Genomic DNA, 16,780 nt, shown 5'->3' on the forward strand with positions numbered 1-16,780 from the left:
ATGGGCGGATGGCTGGACGGCAATGTCGTCAGCGTGGTCGACGGGGTCGCCTTCGGACTGCTGCTGTTCACGATCGCGGTGGGCCTGTCCCTGGTCTTCGGCATGATGGACGTCCTCAACCTGGCGCACGGCACGCTCTACCTCGCGGGCGCCTACACCGCGTACGCACTCTCCGACGGGACCCTGCCGGGCCTCCTCCTCGCCCTGGCGGCCGGGGCCCTGGTGGGCGCCCTCGGGGGAGTGGCGCTGACGGCACTCACCCAGCCGCTGGCCCGGCGCGGGCACCTGGACCAGGCCGTGCTCACCCTCGGCATCACCTTCATCGTCGCCGACCTCCTCGCCGCCGTCTTCGGCGGCGAGGTGCTCCCCACCGACCCGCCCACCTCGCTGCGCGGGACCGTGGACCTCCTCGGCCACACGTATCCGGTGTACCGGCTGGTGTTCATCGCCGTCGCCGCCGGCCTCGCCACCGTCGTGTACCTCGTCTTCGAACGCAGCTCGCTCGGAGCCCTGGTACGGGCCACCGTCGCGGACCGTGACATGGTCCGCGCCCAGGGCATCGACATCCGCAAGGTGCTCTACGGAGTCTTCGCCGCCGGCGCTGCCCTGGCAGCGGTCGGCGGGGTCCTCGGCGCGCCGATCCTCGGTCCGGGGCCGGGCGTCGACGAGAGCGTGCTCGTCCTCTCGCTCGTCGTCGTGGTCGTCGGCGGCCTCGGCTCCGTGCGCGGCGCACTCGCCGGCGCCCTGCTCATCGGCCAGGTCCAGACGCTCGGTGTGGCCCTCCTCCCCGAGTACGCGCCCTTCCTCCTCTTCGGCACCATGCTGCTCGTGCTCGTGGTCCGCCCGCACGGCCTCGTCGCATCGGCGGTGCGCACATGAGCCACGCCGCTCCGTCCGGTGTGACGAGGCCGGGCTCCGCGACCCGGCGGATGCCGGTCACCGCCGTGGTCACCGCACTCGCCGTGGCCCCCTTCCTGCTCGGCCCGTACGCCATCGGCACCCTCTCCAGGGTCCTCGTCTTCGCCCTGCTCGCGCTGAGCGTGAACCTGCTCACCGGCCTCACCGGACTGCCGACCCTCGGCCAGTCCGCCTACTTCGGCGTCGGCGCCTACACGGCGGCGATCGTCGCGACCCGGGTCACCGACATCGGCGCACTCCAACTCCTCATCGCCGCGGGCGTGTCCGCGCTGGTGGCCGTGCCGACCGGATGGCTCGCCGTCCGGGCCCGCGGCGTGGTGTTCCTGATGCTGACGCTGGCCATCGGCGAGATCGCGTACAGCGCCGCGGTCAACTGGAAGACGCTGACCAACGGCAGCGACGGCATGTCCGGCATCCCGCCCGTCGTACCGCTGCCCGGCATGCCCGCGCTGGAGCTCGACGGGCTGGTCTACTTCTACGTACTGGCCGTCTTCCTCCTGCTCTTCGCGGCCGTCAGCCGCCTCGGCTCCACCCCCTTCGCCCTCGCCCTGCGCGGAATCCGCGACAACGAGGCCCGCATGAAGGCCATCGGCTACCCCACCCGCCGGTACGCCCTGACCGTCTACTGCGGCGCCGCGGCGCTGGCCGGCGCCGCCGGGTCCCTGTGGGTCTCCGTACAGCGGTTCGTCTCGCCCGGCGACGCCGGGTTCGAGATCGCCGCCCTGGCGCTGCTGGCCGTCGTCATCGGCGGATCGGGCTCGATGTGGGGCGCCTGCGCCGCGGCCGCGCTGATCTGGACCACCCGCGACCACCTCGGGAACCTCGAGGCCGTCGCCGGACGAGGGCCGCTGCTGCTCGGGCTGCTCTTCGTCGTCGCCGTCTACACCCTGCCCCGCGGCCTGGCCGGCATACGGCTCCCGTCGAGGCCGAACCGGAAGAGGACGGCGTGAGCGATCCCGCACCCGATCTACTGGAACTGCGCGGAGTCTCGAAGCACTTCGGGTCCTTCCGAGCCGTGGACGAGGTCAGCTTCACCGTGCGCCCCGGCGCGCGCCACGCGGTCATCGGCCCGAACGGCGCCGGCAAGTCCACCCTGTTCGGCCTCGTCTCCGGAACCCTGCCCGCCACCGCCGGATCCCTTCTCCTCGACGGACGGGACGTGACCCGGCTGCCCGTGCACCGACGGGTCGGGCTCGGCATCGCCGCGACCTTCCAGCACTCCAGCCTCTTCCTGCGGGAGACCGTGCTGGAGAACGTCCTGCTCGCGGCGCTGCGCCGGGCCGGAGCCGGTAGCGGAGGGAGGCCGGGCGGGCGGCGGGGGGCCGGTGCCCGGGCCGTCGCGACCGCGCGGGCGCGCACGCTGCTGGAGCGCGTCGGCCTGCCCACCCGGCACGACCTGCCGGCGGCGGAGCTCTCGCACGGTGAACGGCGACAGCTGGAGGTCGCCGTGGCGCTCGCCACCGAACCGAGGCTGCTGCTCCTGGACGAGCCCGCAGCCGGCATGTCCCCGGCCGAGACGGAGCGGCTGACGAAACTGATCGCCGCTCTGCCCCGCGAGGTGACCGTACTCCTCATCGAACACGACCTCGACATGGTCTTCGAACTCGCCGACACCGTGACCGTCATGCACCTCGGCAACCACCTCACCACCGGATCCCCGGACGAAGTACGGGCTTCCGCCGAGGTCCAGAGCGCCTACCTGGGCACCACGGAGGTCTCCTCGTGAAAACGTTCTTCAGCGTGCGCGGCCTGCGCTCCGGATACGCCGGCGGCGTCGTGCTGGGCGGCGTCGACCTCGACCTCGAAGCGGGCGGGACCCTCGCCGTCCTCGGGCGCAACGGGGTCGGGAAGACCACCCTCATCTCGACGGTCATGGGATTCGTCCGGCCCTACGAGGGCAGCGTCGAGCTCGACGGCCGGGAGATCGGCGGAGCCCGCGTCGACGTGATCGCCCGGGCCGGGGTGGGCGTCGTCCCGCAGGGGCGCCGGGTGTTCGCACCGCTGACCGTGGCGGAGCACCTCGCGATCGCCGCGCCGCGGCGCCGCGCGCGGGGGCCGTGGACCCGGGCGCGCATCCTCGACCTGCTGCCCCGGCTGGGGGAGCGGCTGGGACACCGCGGCCACCAGCTCTCCGGGGGAGAACAGCAGATGCTCGCGATCGCCCGGGCCCTGCTGGGCAATCCGCGGCTGCTGCTCCTCGACGAACCGTCCGACGGGCTCGCCCCGGCGATCGTCGCCCAGGTGGGCGAGGTGATCCGCGAGGTGAGCGCGCAGGGCATGACGGTCGTCCTCGTCGAGCAGAACCTGGGGCTGGCCCTGTCCGCCGCCCGACAGGTGGCCGTCATGCAGAAGGGCCGCATCGTGCACCGGGCGGACGCGGCCGCATTCGCCTCCTCCCCCGACGACCGGCGGCGTCTGCTGGGCGTCGACTGACACCGGAAGGACTCACCGATGGCTCCCTCTCCCGACCGCGAACCACCGTTCACCGCCTTCGGCCGCACGGTGGTGCTCGTCGCGGACGCCGAAGCCGCCCTGGTCTTCTACCGGGACGTCCTGGGCTTCGCCGTGCTGCACGACCGGACGGCCGACGGCTACCGCTACCTGCACATCGGCCTGCCCGGCCCGACCGGAGAACGGAGGGCAGGCCTCTGGCCGATGCCCGCGGCCTCGGCGGGGGAGCGCGAGCTGATCGGCCGTCAGTGCGGTGGTCGGCCGATGCTCGTCCTGTACACGGACGACGTGCGCCGGACCGGCACGCACCTGCGGGCCCACGGCGTGCGGGTGTGGAACGAACGGGTGGGGGACGCGGGCCGTTCCCTGCACTTCGCCGACCTGTACGGCAACGTCATCGTGGCGGCGCAACTGCCCGGCTCCTGAGCCCCGGCTCCCAATCCCCTGGGGCGCTGTCGCGCAGGGCCCGGGCGAGGGGGCGGGCGGTGTCGCGGGTACGGCGCGGAACGCGCCGGCCGCCCTCGACGAGCCGGGCGGTCCGGCCCATCGTCCGCAGGGCCCGCACCGACCCGACGGCCGGCACGGCGTCCATCAGGGTCGCCATGGCCGTGTCGGTCTCGCTCCAGTCACCCGCCCGGGCCAGGACCCGGGCGAGCTCCGCGGCGAACAGCACGCGGTAGGCCGGGCCGTCACCGCCGGCGTGCGCGGCGCCGTGGAGGAGGGAGGCCGCCGAGTCCAGGTCCCCCAGCGCGGCCCGCGCCAGCCCCCGGTGGCCTTCGAGCCCTGGCCGGTCGAACCACCAGGCCCAGGGCGGGTCGCGGTCCGTCGGCGGGTCGGCGAGCAGTTCGGCGGCGGTGCGCAAGGCCCGCCCGGCCTCGGGCCCGCGCCCCAGCCGGGCCAGGGCCCGCCCCGCACGCACCTGGAAGATGGCCGCGACGCGCCCGGAAAGGTCCTCGCGGGCCAGCACGGACGAGGCGATCCGCAGCGAACTCCCGGGCCGTCCCAGATGCTCCTCCTGCATCGCCAGCACCGCGAGGATCAGGGGTTCCACGGTGGCCGGCCCGGGCCCGCGGGTGCTCCGCGCCAGCTCCAGGGCCCGCAGGTGGAGCCGCCGCGACACGCCGTGCCGTTCGGCGTCGAAGGCGATCCACGCGGCGACCTGGAACAGCTCGGCCCGCGCGGCGCGCCCGGCGTCGTCACGCCCCGCTCGGTCCCGCCCCGCGTCGTCCCGTACCGGGGCGGCGCGGCCGACCGTACGGACCGCATCGAGGGCCCCGCCCACCGCCCACCGGGCCCCGGCCGCGACATCGAGCGCGACGAGCTCCTTCGTCAAGGCCTTCACCTCGACCTCCGGCACTTCGGACACCGCCGGTCCCCCTTCCGTCGATCGGCCGGCTACTGCGCAGGGCCGGGGTCGGGCAGGACCAGCGTGGCCACGGCCCCACCGTCCGGGGCGTTCGACAAGGCCAGTTCCGCGCCGGACCACCTCGGCCTGGCCCAGCGCGATCGTCAGTCCCAGGCCGTGCCCCCGCCCGCGCTCGGCCGCGCCGGTACGGAACCGCTGGGGCCCCTCGGCCAGCAGCGTCGGTCACGCATCCCCCGGAGCGTGTGCGGGGACGGATCGCGCCCCCTGTGATCATCGTAGGCCGCCCGGCCGGGCCGGTCGACACGGCCGTGGCTGCACGGCTGCGGGGAGCCACGGCGTGAGGATGGGGCCATGCCCGACACCTTCGCTTCGCGCACCATCGACGTGACGACCGGGGACCGGGAGACGGTCCACGACCTGACCGCAGCCTGTGCCGCCTTCCTCGGGGAGGTGGCGCGGGGCCGGTGCGGACTGCTGAACGTCTTCACGCCCCACGCGACCGCCGGCCTCGCCGTCATCGAGACGGGAGCGGGCAGCGACGACGACCTCCTGACCGCCCTGCGGTCCCTCCTGCCCGCCGATGAGCACTGGCGGCACCGGCACGGATCCCCCGGCCACGGCCGGGACCACGTACTGCCCGCGATCGTGCCGCCCCACGCGACGCTCCCCGTGATCGACGGAACGCTCGCGCTGGGCACCTGGCAGTCCGTCACCCTGGTGGACACCAACCGCGACAACCCGCGGCGCCAGGTCCGCCTGTCCTTCCTCAGCTGCTGAAGGAGCGTCAGACCGGGGGCGCAGGGGTGAAGACGTCACCATCATGACAGGTCAGAGGGCATTTTCGTAGGACCAAGGGCACAGGCGGATTGTCTTGTTCAGACCCCTGTGCGGCTTTGAGAATCACCGTCATGACTCACACAGCGCACCCCAGCCACGACGCCGTACTCAGAGCCCGAGTGGCCCTCCTCGGATCACAGGCGCTGCCGGTCCGTCAGGAGGTTGCCGCCTACCGCGTGCTCGCCCAGGTGAGTCCGCTGGCGTACCTGCCCCTGCTGACCGACGCGCTGTACGAATACAGCCGCCAGGAGTTCGCCGACCAGCCCGGGACGGCCCTGGCCCTGCGTGCGGAGGCCGTCGCCGCCGCACGCCGCATGTACTCCATGGAGCCCGAGCGTGCGGACCTGCTGGTCGGCGCGCTGATCCGCTACAAGAAGCAGCTGAAGGCGATGGGCCGTCAAGCGGAACTCGACGCCGTGGAACGGGAGATGGCCCGGATCGTATGACCGATACCGGCCGCGTCCGCGCGAGCACGGGGACCGCCGTGCGGAGCCGGGTCGGTCACCAGCGCCAGGTGAGGGCTTCGCCCTCCGCGACCTCGGACCAGCGCTGCGCCGCGCGGTCGAGCGCGGCCGAGGCCAGGGCGGTCTGCCGGTCGTCGAGGAGCCTGCGGCCCAGCCCCCGCCCGTCCGTGGGCAGCCCCGACCAGACGCGGTAGGCCCAGTTGACGCAGAGCTCGGCCCGCATGACCGCGTCGCCCTTGCGCCGCAGGACCTTCAGCCCCGACCGGCGGTGGCGGGTCGGCGCGACCGGTTCGAATCCTTCGAAGGTGGCGCCCTCCGCCGTGGCACCCCAGAATCCGTCGGTGATGCCCAGCGCGCTCTCGACCGCCGCGTGCACGAGGTCGTGGGGCATGGTCGGGCCGGTCGGCCGGGCCGCCAGCCGGACGTCCGGGCCCCGCCGGTCCCGTACTTCGAGCTCGTGGTGGTCGTCCGGAAGCTTCCGGAAGATCATTTCCAAGGTTCCGCCTCCTAGGGTGTCCGGGCCGGCCGGCCGCAGTGCCGGCCGGCCCGGACATCAGGGTCACACGAGGTCGAACCGGTCCAGGTTCATCACCTTGTCCCACGCGGCGACGAAGTCCTTCACGAACTTCCCCTTCGCGTCGTCGCTCGCGTAGACCTCCGCGAGCGCCCGCAGCTCCGAGTTCGACCCGAAGACCAGGTCGGCGCGGGTGCCGGTCCACTTGACGGCGCCCGTGGCGGCGTCACGGCCCTCGAAGGTGCTCTCGTCCCCGGCCGTCGCCTTCCACGTCGTCCCCAGGTCGAGCAGGTTGACGAAGAAGTCGTTGGTCAGGGACCCGGGGGAGGTGGTGAAGACGCCGTGCGAGGACTGCTGGTGGTTCGCGCCGAGCACGCGCAGACCACCCACCAGGACGGTCAGCTCGGGGGCGCTCAGGTTCAGCAGGTTCGCCCGGTCGAGCAGCAGGTACTCGGCCGGCAGCCGGTTGCCCTTCCCGAGGTAGTTGCGGAACCCGTCGGCGGTCGGCTCCAGCGCGGCGAACGACTCCACGTCCGTCTGCTCCTGCGCCGCGTCCGCACGGCCCGGCGTGAAGGGCACCTCGACGTCGAAGCCGGCGTCCTTGGCCGCCTGTTCGACGGCGGCCGCACCGGCGAGCACGATCAGGTCGGCGAGCGAGATCCGCTTGCCGCCGGACCGGGCGGCGTTGAAGGACTCCTGGATACCCGTCAGCGTGCGCAGTACCGTCGCCAGCTGGTCGGGCTCGTTGACCTCCCACCCGCTCTGCGGCTGGAGCCGGATGCGCGCGCCGTTGGCCCCGCCGCGCTTGTCGCTGCCGCGGAACGACGAGGCCGAGGCCCACGCCGTGGACACGAGCTGGGACACCGTCAGGTCCGAGGCGAGGACCTGCTCCTTGAGGGAGGCGATGTCGCCGGCGTCGACGAGCTCGTGGGTCACCGGCGGGAGCGGGTCCTGCCACAGCAGCGTCTCGGCGGGGACCTCCGGGCCGAGGTAGCGCACGACCGGGCCCATGTCGCGGTGGGTCAGCTTGAACCACGCTCGGGCGAAGGCGTCCGCGAACTCGGCGGGGTTCTCCAGGAAGCGCCGGGAGATCTGCTCGTAGGCCGGGTCGAACCGCAGCGAGAGGTCGGTCGTCAGCATCGTCGGAGCGTGGCTCTTGGACGCGTCGTGGGCGTCGGGCACGGTACCCGCGCCGGCCCCCTCCTTCGGCCGCCACTGGTGGGCGCCGGCAGGGCTCTTGAACAGCTCCCACTCGTAGCCGAAGAGGATCTCGAAGAAGCTGTTGTCCCAAGTGATCGGCGTGTTCGTCCAGATGCCCTCGAGACCGCTGGTGATCGCGTCGGCGCCCTTGCCGGTACCGAAGGAGTTCGCCCAGCCGAGGCCCTGCTGCTCGATCGAGGCGGCCTCGGGGTCGGCGCCGACGCTCTCCGCCGGTCCCGCGCCGTGGGTCTTGCCGAAGGTGTGGCCGCCGGCGATCAGGGCGACCGTCTCCTCGTCGTTCATCGCCATCCGACGGAACGTCTCACGGATGTCGCGCGCGGCGGCCAGCGGGTCCGGAGTGCCGTTCGGGCCCTCCGGGTTGACGTAGATGAGGCCCATCTGGACCGCGCCGAGCGGGTTCTCCAGCTCGCGGTCGCCGGTGTAGCGCTCGTCGTCGAGCCAGGTGGTCTCGGGACCCCAGTAGACGTCCTCGTCGGGCTCCCAGACGTCCGCGCGGCCGCCGCCGAAGCCGAAGGTCTCGAAGCCCATCTGCTCCAAGGCCACGTTGCCGGTCAGGATCATCAGGTCGGCCCACGACAGGCTCTGGCCGTACTTCTTCTTGACCGGCCACAGGAGCCGGCGGGCCTTGTCGAGGTTCCCGTTGTCCGGCCAGCTGTTGAGCGGTGCGAAACGCTGCTGGCCGGCGCCGGCGCCACCGCGGCCGTCGCTGATCCGGTAGGTGCCGGCGCTGTGCCAGGCCATCCGGATCATGAAGGGGCCGTAGTGGCCGAAGTCGGCGGGCCACCAGTCCTGGGAGGTGGTCAGCACCTGCGCGATGTCCCGTTTCACCGCCGGGAGATCGAGGGTCTTGAAGGCCTCGGCGTAGTCGAACTCCTCGCCCAGCGGATTGGCCACGGCGGGGTTCTTGGCGAGGATCTTGAGGTTGAGCCGTTCCGGCCACCACTGACGGTTTCCGCCGCCCTGGGTCGGATGCGGGGCCCGCTCGTGTGCGACGGGGCAGCCACCGCCCTCCGGCTTGGCGTCAGTGACGATTGCATCGTGGTTCTCGGCATGGTTCTCAGACATGGGAATCCTTCCGTACCAGGCGGATCGCGGTGTTCAGGAACTGAATGCGGGGGAACTGTCGGGGCAAGGGCCCCGTGTACGGCCTCGGCCGCCTCGCTCGGTTCGACGCCGAGGCGGTCACCCGTCCCGGACGGTGTCACCTGCCGCTCTGGAGTCTTCCTGTCTCTTGGCTATCTACGAAACCGATCCTACGATGGACGGAATCCAAGTCAAGAAGCACACCAAGCCCATATCCGATCGGATCCCGGACGTCCGTCGATGAACGCCGGGTACCCGTCGAACCTGAAACAGGTGAGCCGATATGAGTGACCTGCTGCGGCGGCTGCGAGGGCGTGGCTGGCGGATGACGTCCCAGCGGCGCGTGGTCGCGGAGGTCCTCGACGGCGACCACGTGCACCTCACGGCCGACGAGGTGCACGCCCGCGCGGCCGAGCGGCTGCCCGAGATCTCCCGGGCCACCGTCTACAACGCCCTCGGCGAACTGGTCGCACTCGGTGAGGTCATGGAGGTCACCACCGACGGCCGGGCCAAGCGCTACGACCCCAACGCGCACCACCCGCACCAGCACCTGGTGTGCTCCGGCTGCGGCCTGATCCGCGACGTCCACCCGACCGGAAGCGCGCTGGCCGGCCTCCCTGCGGAGGAACGCTTCGGCTTCACGGTGTCCGGGGTCGAGGTCACCTACCGGGGCCTGTGCCCGGCCTGCGCCTAGGAGTTGTGGGAAGGGACCGGGAGTGAGGGGGCGCTGAGCGGGTAGGCGCGGCACACCGGGCTCCGCCCCGTCCTGACCGTGAGCCATCGAACTGTGGAGGTGCCATGTCGGAAGCCCCCGACGGAAGAAGCGAGAGCGAGGAGGAACGCGCGGACCGGCAGTGGCAGGAGCTGATCCAGGAGATCCGGGTCGCCCAGACGGGCGTGCAGATCCTCTTCGGCTTCCTGCTCACGGTCGTCTTCACCCCCCTCTTCCACGAGCTTCCGCAGACCGACAAGACCATCTACATCGTCACCGTCGTGCTCGGCTCCCTGTCGACCGGCGCGCTCATCGGGCCCGTCGCCTTCCACCGCATCGTCTCGGGCCGGCGCATCAAGCCCGAGGCGGTGGCCTGGGCCTCGCGCCTCACCTTCACCGGGCTCGTCCTGCTGCTGGCCACCTGCACCGCGGCCCTCTTCCTGGTCCTGCGGGTCGCCACCCGCGACGCCCTCGTGCCCTGGCTCGTGGCCGGAGTGCTGGCCTGGTACCTCCTGTGCTGGTTCGTCCTCCCGCTGTGGGCGCGGATCCGGTACACCGCCGAGCACTGAGAGGCCCGTTCACGACCCGTTCACCACGGTGCGGCGCCATCGTTCCTTCCCGGCCACCCGCCAGGCTTCAACGAGAAAATCCTTGATGCCGCACTAGACTGGTGGGTTGTTTGGCGCTGGAACGGAACAACCCGGGCAGACCTGGGCTCCGCCGGCGACCCGGAGGGTTTCCGGGAACGAGACGCGAGGGCCGATGGCTGCAACACCGGAGCACGGTGAACTCACTCTGCTCGACGGCGGGGACGCGTACGGGGCCGACTGCGGGGAGACCGGAAAATCCGCCCGCTTCTGCGCCGGCCCCGCCGCCCCGCCGCGCACCCTCGTCGACATCTTCGAAGCCTCCGTACGGGCGTACCCCGACGAGCTCGCCCTGGACGACGGCACCACCCGGTTGACCTACCGGGCGCTGGCCGCCGAGGTCGAGCGCCGCCGGCGGGCCCTCGCGGCCGCCGGGGTGGGCCTCGGCGACCGGGTCGGGGTACGCGTGCCCTCCGGCACCAACGAGCTGTACGCGGGCATCCTCGCCGTGCTCGCCGCGGGCGCCGCCTACGTTCCGGTCGACGCCGAGGACCCGGACGAGCGCGCCGAGCTGGTCTTCGGCGAGGCCGGGGTGCGGGCGGTCCTGGGCGCCGGAGCGCGCGTCGACGTCACCGACCCCGCCGACGCCGGAGCCGCCGCCCGGCCCGGCCCCGAGCACGACGCGTGGATCATCTTCACCTCCGGCTCCACCGGCAAGCCCAAGGGCGTCGCCGTCAGCCACCGCAGCGCCGCCGCCTTCGTGGACGCCGAGGCAGCGCTGTTCGTCACCGAGGAGCCGATCGGCCCGGGGGACCGCGTCATGGCCGGGCTGTCCGTCGCCTTCGACGCCTCCTGCGAGGAGATGTGGCTCGCCTGGCGCTACGGCGCCTGCCTCGTGCCCGTCCCGCGCGCCCAGGTGCGCAGCGGTGCCGACCTGGGCCCCTGGCTTGCGGACCAGGAGATCACCGTGGTCTCCACCGTGCCGACCCTGGCCGCGCTCTGGGAGCCCGAGACCCTGAACGAGGTCCGACTGCTGATCTTCGGCGGCGAGGCCTGCCCGCCCGAGCTCACCCAGCGCCTGGTCACCGAGGGCCGCGAGGTCTGGAACACCTACGGCCCCACCGAGGCCACCGTCGTCGCCTGCGCCGCGCTCCTCACCGGCGGAGAACCGATCCGGATCGGCCTCCCGCTGAACGGCTGGGAACTGGCCGTGGTCGACGAATCCGGCGAGCCCGTGCCGATGGGCGGCAGCGGCCAGCTCGTCATCGGCGGCGTCGGCCTCGCCCGCTATCTCGACCCCGAGAAGGACGCCGAGAAGTACGCCCCGCTGGAATCCCTCGGCTGGCAGCGCGCCTACCGCAGCGGCGACCTCGTCCGCGCCGAACCGGAAGGCCTCGTCTTCCTCGGCCGCGCCGACGAGCAGATCAAGCTCGGCGGCCGCCGTATCGAGCTGGGCGAGGTGGACGCCGCGCTGCAGGCCCTGCCCGGCGTCGCCGGCGCGGCCGCGGCCGTACGCACCGCGCGCAGCGGCAACCAGCTGCTCGTCGGCTACCTCGTCACCCAGGAGGGCTGGGACCACGCGGCGGCGGTCGAGCGGCTGCGCGCCGAACTGCCCGCGGCCCTCGTACCCCTGCTCGCGCCGGTCGGGGAGCTACCGACCCGCACCTCCGGCAAGGTGGACCGGAACGCGCTGCCCTGGCCCCTGCCCGAACTGGAGACCACCGGTCCCGCCGAGCAGCTCTACGGCACCGAGGCCTGGCTCGCCGAGCAGTGGAGCGAGACCCTCGGCGTGGCCGTCACCAGCGCTGCCGACGATTTCTTCGCGATCGGCGGCAGCAGCCTCGCCGCCGCCCAGCTCACCACCCGGCTGCGCACCCGCTACCCGAGCGCGGCCGTACTCGACATCTACCAGCAGCCCACCCTGCGCAAGCTGGCCCGGCGGCTGGAGAAGTCCGTCCAGGACGACGGCGCGGCCCGGACGGTCGTCCCCGTACCGCTCCGCTCCAAGGTGGTGCAGTCGCTCCTGCTGCTCCCGCTCTTCACCCTGGTCGGCCTGCGCTGGACGGTGGCGCTGCTGGCCCTGGGTAACGTCCTGCACTGGTTCGGGCCCTACCCGTGGGCGCCGACCGCGTCCTGGTGGCTCGTGGCCGCCGGCGCCGCGCTGCTCTTCAGCCCGCCCGGCCGCCTCGCGATCGCGGCCGGCGGCGCCCGGCTGCTGCTGCGCGGAGTGAAGGCGGGCCGCTACCCGCGCGGCGGAAGCGTGCACCTGAGGCTGTGGACGGCCGAGCGGCTGGCCGAGTACACCGGCGCGACCTCGCTCACCGGCTCCTGGCTGGAACGCTACGGCCGGGCCCTCGGCGCCAAGATCGGCCCCGAGGTGGACCTGCACTCGCTGCCCCCGGTCACAGGCATGCTCAAACTCGGCCGCGGCTGCGCCGTGGAGTCCGAGGTGGACCTCTCCGGGCACTGGCTGGACGGGGACCGGCTGGAGATCGGAACGGTCAGGGTCGGCGCCGGCGCGGTGGTCGGCACCCGCAGCATCCTCTTCCCCGGCGCCCGCGTCGGCAAGCGGGCCGAGGTGGCCCCCGGCTCGGCCGTGGTCGGCCAGATCCCCACCGGCCAGCGCTGGGCGGGAGCGCCGGCCGGCAAGCTCGGCAAGGCCAAGCGCAACTGGCCCAAGGAACGCCCGCCGCGTTCGGTCCACTGGCGGGCCATGTACGGAGCGACCGGCTTCAGCCTCACCGCACTGCCCGTGCTGGCCACCGTGCCCGCCCTGCTCGTGGTGAGCCGGTTCGTGCCCGCCGACGCCGGCCTCGTCCAGGCCCTGCGCGGAGCGCTGATCGCCGTCGTCCCGGGGGCGCTCGCCTTCGGGTTCGCCTACGCGCTGCTGCTGCTGGTCTCCGTACGGCTGCTCAGCCTCGGACTGCGCACGGGCAACCATCCGACGCACAGCAGGGTCGGCTGGCAGGCCTGGACGGTCAGCCAGCTGATGGACCTGTCCCGGGAGACCCTCTTCCCGCTCTACGCCGGGCTGATCACCCCCGTCTGGCTGCGGCTGCTCGGCATGAAGATCGGCCGGGGCGCCGAGGTGTCCACCGTGCTCGCCCTGCCGAGCCTCACCACCGTGGGCGAAGGCGCGTTCCTCGCCGACGACACCCTGACCGCCCCCTACGAACTGGGCGGCGGCTGGGTGCGGATCGGACACTCCGAGATCGGCCGCCGGGCCTTCCTCGGCAACTCCGGAATGACCGCTCCCGGCCGTACCGTGCCGGACTACGGGCTGGTCGGCGTCCTTTCCGCCACCCCGAAGAAGGCCAAGAAGGGCAGCTCGTACCTGGGCCTGCCGCCCGTCCGGCTGCCGCGGTCCACCGCCGACGCCGACCAGAGCCGGACGTACGACCCGCCCGCACACCTGCTGTGGGCGCGCGGCCTGGTGGAGCTGTGCCGGCTCGTCCCCGTCTTCTGTTCGGCCGCGCTGGCCGTCCTGACCGTGGCGGCCCTCTGCGCGCTGGTCGCGGCGACCGGGCTGGGGATCTGGGGAGCCGCGCTGCTGTCCGGAGCGGTCCTGCTGGCCGCCGGTCTGGCCGCCTGCGCGGTGGGGGTGGCCGCGAAGTGGCTGCTGGTGGGCCGGCACCGGGTGGGCGAGCACCCGCTGTGGAGCGCCTTCGTATGGCGCAACGAGCTGGCCGACACCTTCGTCGAGGTACTGGCGGTGCCGTGGCTGGCCGGATCCGTGCCCGGGACCCCGCTCCTGTCCCTGTGGCTGCGGGCGTTGGGGGCCCGGATCGGCCGCGGGGTGTGGTGCGAGAGCTACTGGCTCCCCGAAACGGACCTGGTGGAGCTGGGCGACGCGGTCAGCGTGAACCGGGGCTGTGTGTTGCAGACCCACCTCTTCCACGACCGGATCTTGAGGACGGATACTGTGGTCCTCCGCGAGGGCGCCACCCTGGGCCCGGGCGGAATCGTCCTGCCCGGCAGCACGGTCGGGGCCCGCAGCACACTGGGTCCCGCCTCTCTCGTGATGGCCGGGGAATCCGTCCCCGCCGACACCCGCTGGCTGGGCAATCCGATCGAGGCGTGGCGGTCCTGAAAGGACTGCACCTGCGGTGGTCGGGAGCGGCAGTGACGGCAGCAGGGCAGCAGGACACCAGCACGTCGTACGAGCACAGCGCAGGGAGCGGAAGCGGCAGTGAGCGGCCAGAAGACAGAGGTGTCGGACCCGTACTTTCCGGCCAACGGCGACTCCCGTTACCGCGTGCACCGGTACGAACTCGCTCTGCAATACCGTCCCGGCCCCAACCGGCTGGCCGGGACGGCCCGGCTCAGCGCCATCGCCGGGCGGGCACCGCTCGCGGAGTTCCACCTCAACCTGGCCGAGTTCAAAATAGGACGCGTCCTGGTCAACGGCCGCGCGCCGCACTACACCCACCGCGGCGGCAGGCTCCGCATCCGGCCGGCCAAGCCGCTGCCCGCCGGCGCCGCCTTCACCGTGGAGGTGCACTGGGCGGGCAACCCCAAGCCGGTGAGCAGCCCCTGGGGCGGGCTGGGCTGGGAGGAACTGACCGACGGCGCGCTGGTGGCCAGCCAGCCCGTCGGCGCCCCCTCCTGGTACCCGTGCAACGACCGGCCCGCCGACAAGGCCTCGTACCACATCTCCGTCAACACGCCCTCCGCCTACACGGTCGTGGCCGGCGGCCGCCTGCTCACCCGGACCACCAGGGCCAGCACCACCACCTGGGTGTACGAGCAGCCCGCCCCCACCTCCAGCTACCTCGTCGGCCTGTCCATCGGCATGCACCAGACGGTGCTGCTCGGCGACCCCGGACTCGGCGGCGTTCCGCAGAGCGCCCACGTGCCCGCGCACCTGCTGCCGCAGTTCTCCCGCGACTTCGCCCGGCAGCCCGCGATGATGCAGCTGTTCGAGGAGCTGTTCGGCCCCTACCCCTTCGGCGAGTACGCCGTGGTCGTCGCCGACGAGGAACTGGACGTACCGGTCGAGGCCCAGGGCCTCTCCCTGTTCGGCACCAACCACGTGGACGGCGCGCGCGGTTCGGAACGCCTCATCGCCCACGAGCTCGCGCACCAGTGGTTCGGCAACAGCGTGACCATCGCCGACTGGCGGCACATCTGGCTGAACGAGGGCTTCGCGAAGTACGCCGAGTGGCTCTGGTCGGAGCGCTCCGGCGGGCGCACCGCGCACGAGCTGGCGGCCTCCGCACACCGGCTGCTGGCCACGCGGGCGCAGGACCTGCGGCTGGCCGACCCGGGCCGCAAGCTGATGTTCGACGACCGCCTGTACCAGCGCGGCGGCCTCGCCGTGCACGCGATCCGCTGCGCCCTCGGTGACGGCGCGTTCTTCCGCATGCTGCGCGACTGGGCCACCGTGCACCGCAACGGGGTGGTGACCACCGCCGGCTTCACCACCCATGCGGCCCGCTACGCCGCCGAACCGCTGGACGACCTCTTCTCGGCCTGGCTGTACGCGCCCGCGCTCCCGCCCCTGCCCTCACCGCCGGCCCTGCCGTCCATACCGGCGAGGCCGGGCTACCCCCCGACGAACGGCAGACCCGACAAGGGCCGCGGCCGCGGACGCGCCTCTGCTTAGCGTCTGATCGCTCGGTGAAGAAAAGTCGCCTGGCCTCCGGGGCGGAGGTGACACCATGCGGTGCCATGGCAGATGACAGCACCAGCGTGTTCGAGGCGGGCCAGACGGGACTGGTCGTCCGGATCCCGGAGGCCGAGCCGGTCGTCCGGGCGTGGCGGGAACGGCTCGACCCCTCGGCCCACGACGGGATCCCCGCCCATGTCACCGTGCTCTTCCCGTTCCTTGACGAGGGCCGGGTGGACGCCCTCGTCCACTCGGCCCTCGCGGACCTGCTGGGCGGCCACCCGCCGTTCGACCTGCAGTTCGAGAAGTGCGGGCGGTTCCCGGACGTGCTGTACCTCGTCCCCGAGCCGGACGCGCGATTGCGGCAGCTCACGCAGGCGATCGCGGACCGCTGGCCCGAGGCTCCGCCGTACGGTGGCCGTTTCGCCGAAGTGGTGCCGCACCTGACCATCGCCCAAGGCCGGGAAGGCGTCGCCACCCTGGAGGAGATCGAGGCCGACCTCGCCGGCGGGCTCCCGTTCACCTCCCACGTCTCGTCGGTGGAACTCATGGTCCACGACGGGACGGAGTGGCAGGAACGGGCATCGTACGCACTCGGAGAACGAAGCGGCTCATGAGGCTCCTGCGCAGGCTCTAGCTCTGCCTCGTCCAGCGCTGCGACGCTTCCCCGCCGCAGGACTTCGTCACCAGGCCGCTGGCCATGCCCAGGTCGAGGCAGCCTCCGCCGAGGTCGCTCCGGAGGCTGCCGTTCGCACCCGTACGCCAGATCCGGCCGATGTCCTGGGCGCAGTCGCCCACGAAGACGGCCTGGCCGAGCCCGTTGGAGTACAGGCACTGGCCGCTCTGCTGGTTGACGAGCTTGAAGCTCCCGTCCGACCTGCCCTGCACGGTCCACCGGGCGGATCCGTCCGAGCAGTCGCCGAAGTCCGAAGACCCGAAGACCTGGGTGATGCACTTGCCGTTGTTGCCGTTGCGGTAGCGGTAGGTGCCCGAGGCGGGGGGAGCGGGAGGTGCCGGGG

At 72.7% G+C, this 16,780-nt stretch carries 16 protein-coding genes and 1 pseudogene; 12 read left to right on the forward strand and 5 right to left on the reverse strand.

The genetic code is table 11. The features are described 5' to 3' along the window. From PV721_RS09650 to PV721_RS09670, 5 genes are read left to right on the forward strand one after another with little or no spacing between them, the layout of a single operon-like run. Positions 1–879: a branched-chain amino acid ABC transporter permease gene (locus PV721_RS09650; protein ID WP_319722443.1), complete on the forward strand. Its 879-nt coding sequence runs from the start codon at positions 1–3 to the stop codon at positions 877–879. Beyond that, a complete protein-coding gene (locus PV721_RS09655; RefSeq protein ID WP_319722444.1) occupies positions 876–1,868 on the forward strand; it encodes a branched-chain amino acid ABC transporter permease in 993 nt (330 codons plus the stop codon). The genes PV721_RS09650 and PV721_RS09655 overlap by 4 nt, the downstream gene beginning before the upstream one ends. Beyond that, entirely contained in the window at positions 1,865–2,644 is a 780-nt protein-coding gene (locus tag PV721_RS09660; RefSeq protein WP_319722445.1) for an ABC transporter ATP-binding protein, read from the forward strand. The genes PV721_RS09655 and PV721_RS09660 overlap by 4 nt, the downstream gene beginning before the upstream one ends. Beyond that, positions 2,641–3,351 carry an ABC transporter ATP-binding protein gene (locus PV721_RS09665; protein ID WP_319722446.1) on the forward strand — a complete coding sequence of 237 codons (711 nt, stop codon included), beginning with the start codon at positions 2,641–2,643 and terminating at the stop codon, positions 3,349–3,351. The genes PV721_RS09660 and PV721_RS09665 overlap by 4 nt, the downstream gene beginning before the upstream one ends. Positions 3,352–3,369: 18 nt before the next feature. Further along, positions 3,370–3,795, forward strand: a complete 426-nt coding sequence (locus PV721_RS09670; protein ID WP_319722447.1) for a VOC family protein — start codon at positions 3,370–3,372, stop codon at positions 3,793–3,795. Here PV721_RS09670 and PV721_RS09675 read toward each other — a convergent pair. After that, complete coding sequence (locus tag PV721_RS09675) at positions 3,764–4,735, reverse strand: hypothetical protein (protein ID WP_319722448.1); 972 nt, start codon at positions 4,733–4,735, stop codon at positions 3,764–3,766. The two genes, PV721_RS09670 and PV721_RS09675, sit on opposite strands and share 32 nt — an antisense overlap. 29 nt (positions 4,736–4,764) lie before the next feature. After that, a pseudogene (locus tag PV721_RS09680) lies at positions 4,765–4,951 on the reverse strand (two-component sensor histidine kinase); the annotation flags it as partial. Positions 4,952–5,086: 135 nt separating this feature from the next. Here PV721_RS09680 and PV721_RS09685 point away from each other — a divergent pair. Next, on the forward strand, positions 5,087–5,512 hold the full coding sequence (locus tag PV721_RS09685) for a YjbQ family protein (protein WP_319722449.1): 426 nt from the start codon (positions 5,087–5,089) through the stop codon (positions 5,510–5,512). Between the two features lie 131 nt (positions 5,513–5,643). After that, positions 5,644–6,018, forward strand: a complete 375-nt coding sequence (locus PV721_RS09690) for a hypothetical protein (RefSeq protein WP_319722450.1) — start codon at positions 5,644–5,646, stop codon at positions 6,016–6,018. Positions 6,019–6,073: 55 nt separating this feature from the next. Here PV721_RS09690 and PV721_RS09695 read toward each other — a convergent pair whose 3' ends face one another. After that, positions 6,074–6,532: a hypothetical protein gene (locus PV721_RS09695; protein ID WP_319722451.1), complete on the reverse strand. Its 459-nt coding sequence runs from the start codon at positions 6,530–6,532 to the stop codon at positions 6,074–6,076. A 63-nt stretch (positions 6,533–6,595) separates the two neighbouring features. Further along, positions 6,596–8,836 carry a catalase/peroxidase HPI gene (gene katG, locus PV721_RS09700; protein WP_319722452.1) on the reverse strand — a complete coding sequence of 747 codons (2,241 nt, stop codon included), beginning with the start codon at positions 8,834–8,836 and terminating at the stop codon, positions 6,596–6,598. A gap of 301 nt (positions 8,837–9,137) precedes the next feature. Here katG and PV721_RS09705 point away from each other — a divergent pair, with 301 nt between their 5' ends. The 5 genes from PV721_RS09705 to PV721_RS09725 all read left to right on the forward strand — a co-directional run bounded on the left by PV721_RS09705 (position 9,138) and on the right by PV721_RS09725 (position 16,378). Further along, positions 9,138–9,548, forward strand: a complete 411-nt coding sequence (locus PV721_RS09705) for a transcriptional repressor (protein WP_319722453.1) — start codon at positions 9,138–9,140, stop codon at positions 9,546–9,548. 104 nt (positions 9,549–9,652) lie between these two features. Further along, positions 9,653–10,135, forward strand: a complete 483-nt coding sequence (locus PV721_RS09710; protein WP_319722454.1) for a DUF6328 family protein — start codon at positions 9,653–9,655, stop codon at positions 10,133–10,135. A 193-nt stretch (positions 10,136–10,328) separates the two neighbouring features. Beyond that, complete coding sequence (locus PV721_RS09715) at positions 10,329–14,243, forward strand: Pls/PosA family non-ribosomal peptide synthetase (protein ID WP_319722455.1); 3,915 nt, start codon at positions 10,329–10,331, stop codon at positions 14,241–14,243. Positions 14,244–14,342: 99 nt separating this feature from the next. Continuing rightward, positions 14,343–15,758 (forward strand): M1 family metallopeptidase, encoded by a 1,416-nt coding sequence (locus PV721_RS09720; protein WP_319722456.1) that lies wholly within the window; start codon positions 14,343–14,345, stop codon positions 15,756–15,758. A 65-nt stretch (positions 15,759–15,823) separates the two neighbouring features. Continuing rightward, complete coding sequence (locus tag PV721_RS09725; protein ID WP_319722458.1) at positions 15,824–16,378, forward strand: 2'-5' RNA ligase family protein; 555 nt, start codon at positions 15,824–15,826, stop codon at positions 16,376–16,378. Positions 16,379–16,394: 16 nt separating this feature from the next. On the opposite strand, the gene PV721_RS09730 is transcribed toward PV721_RS09725, so the two are convergent. Beyond that, the coding region (locus PV721_RS09730; RefSeq protein WP_319722459.1) for an RICIN domain-containing protein at positions 16,395–16,780 on the reverse strand (386 nt) is incomplete at its 5' end.

This window comes from Streptomyces sp. MB09-01 (genome assembly GCF_033794505.1).
GTDB lineage: Bacteria > Actinomycetota > Actinomycetes > Streptomycetales > Streptomycetaceae > Streptomyces.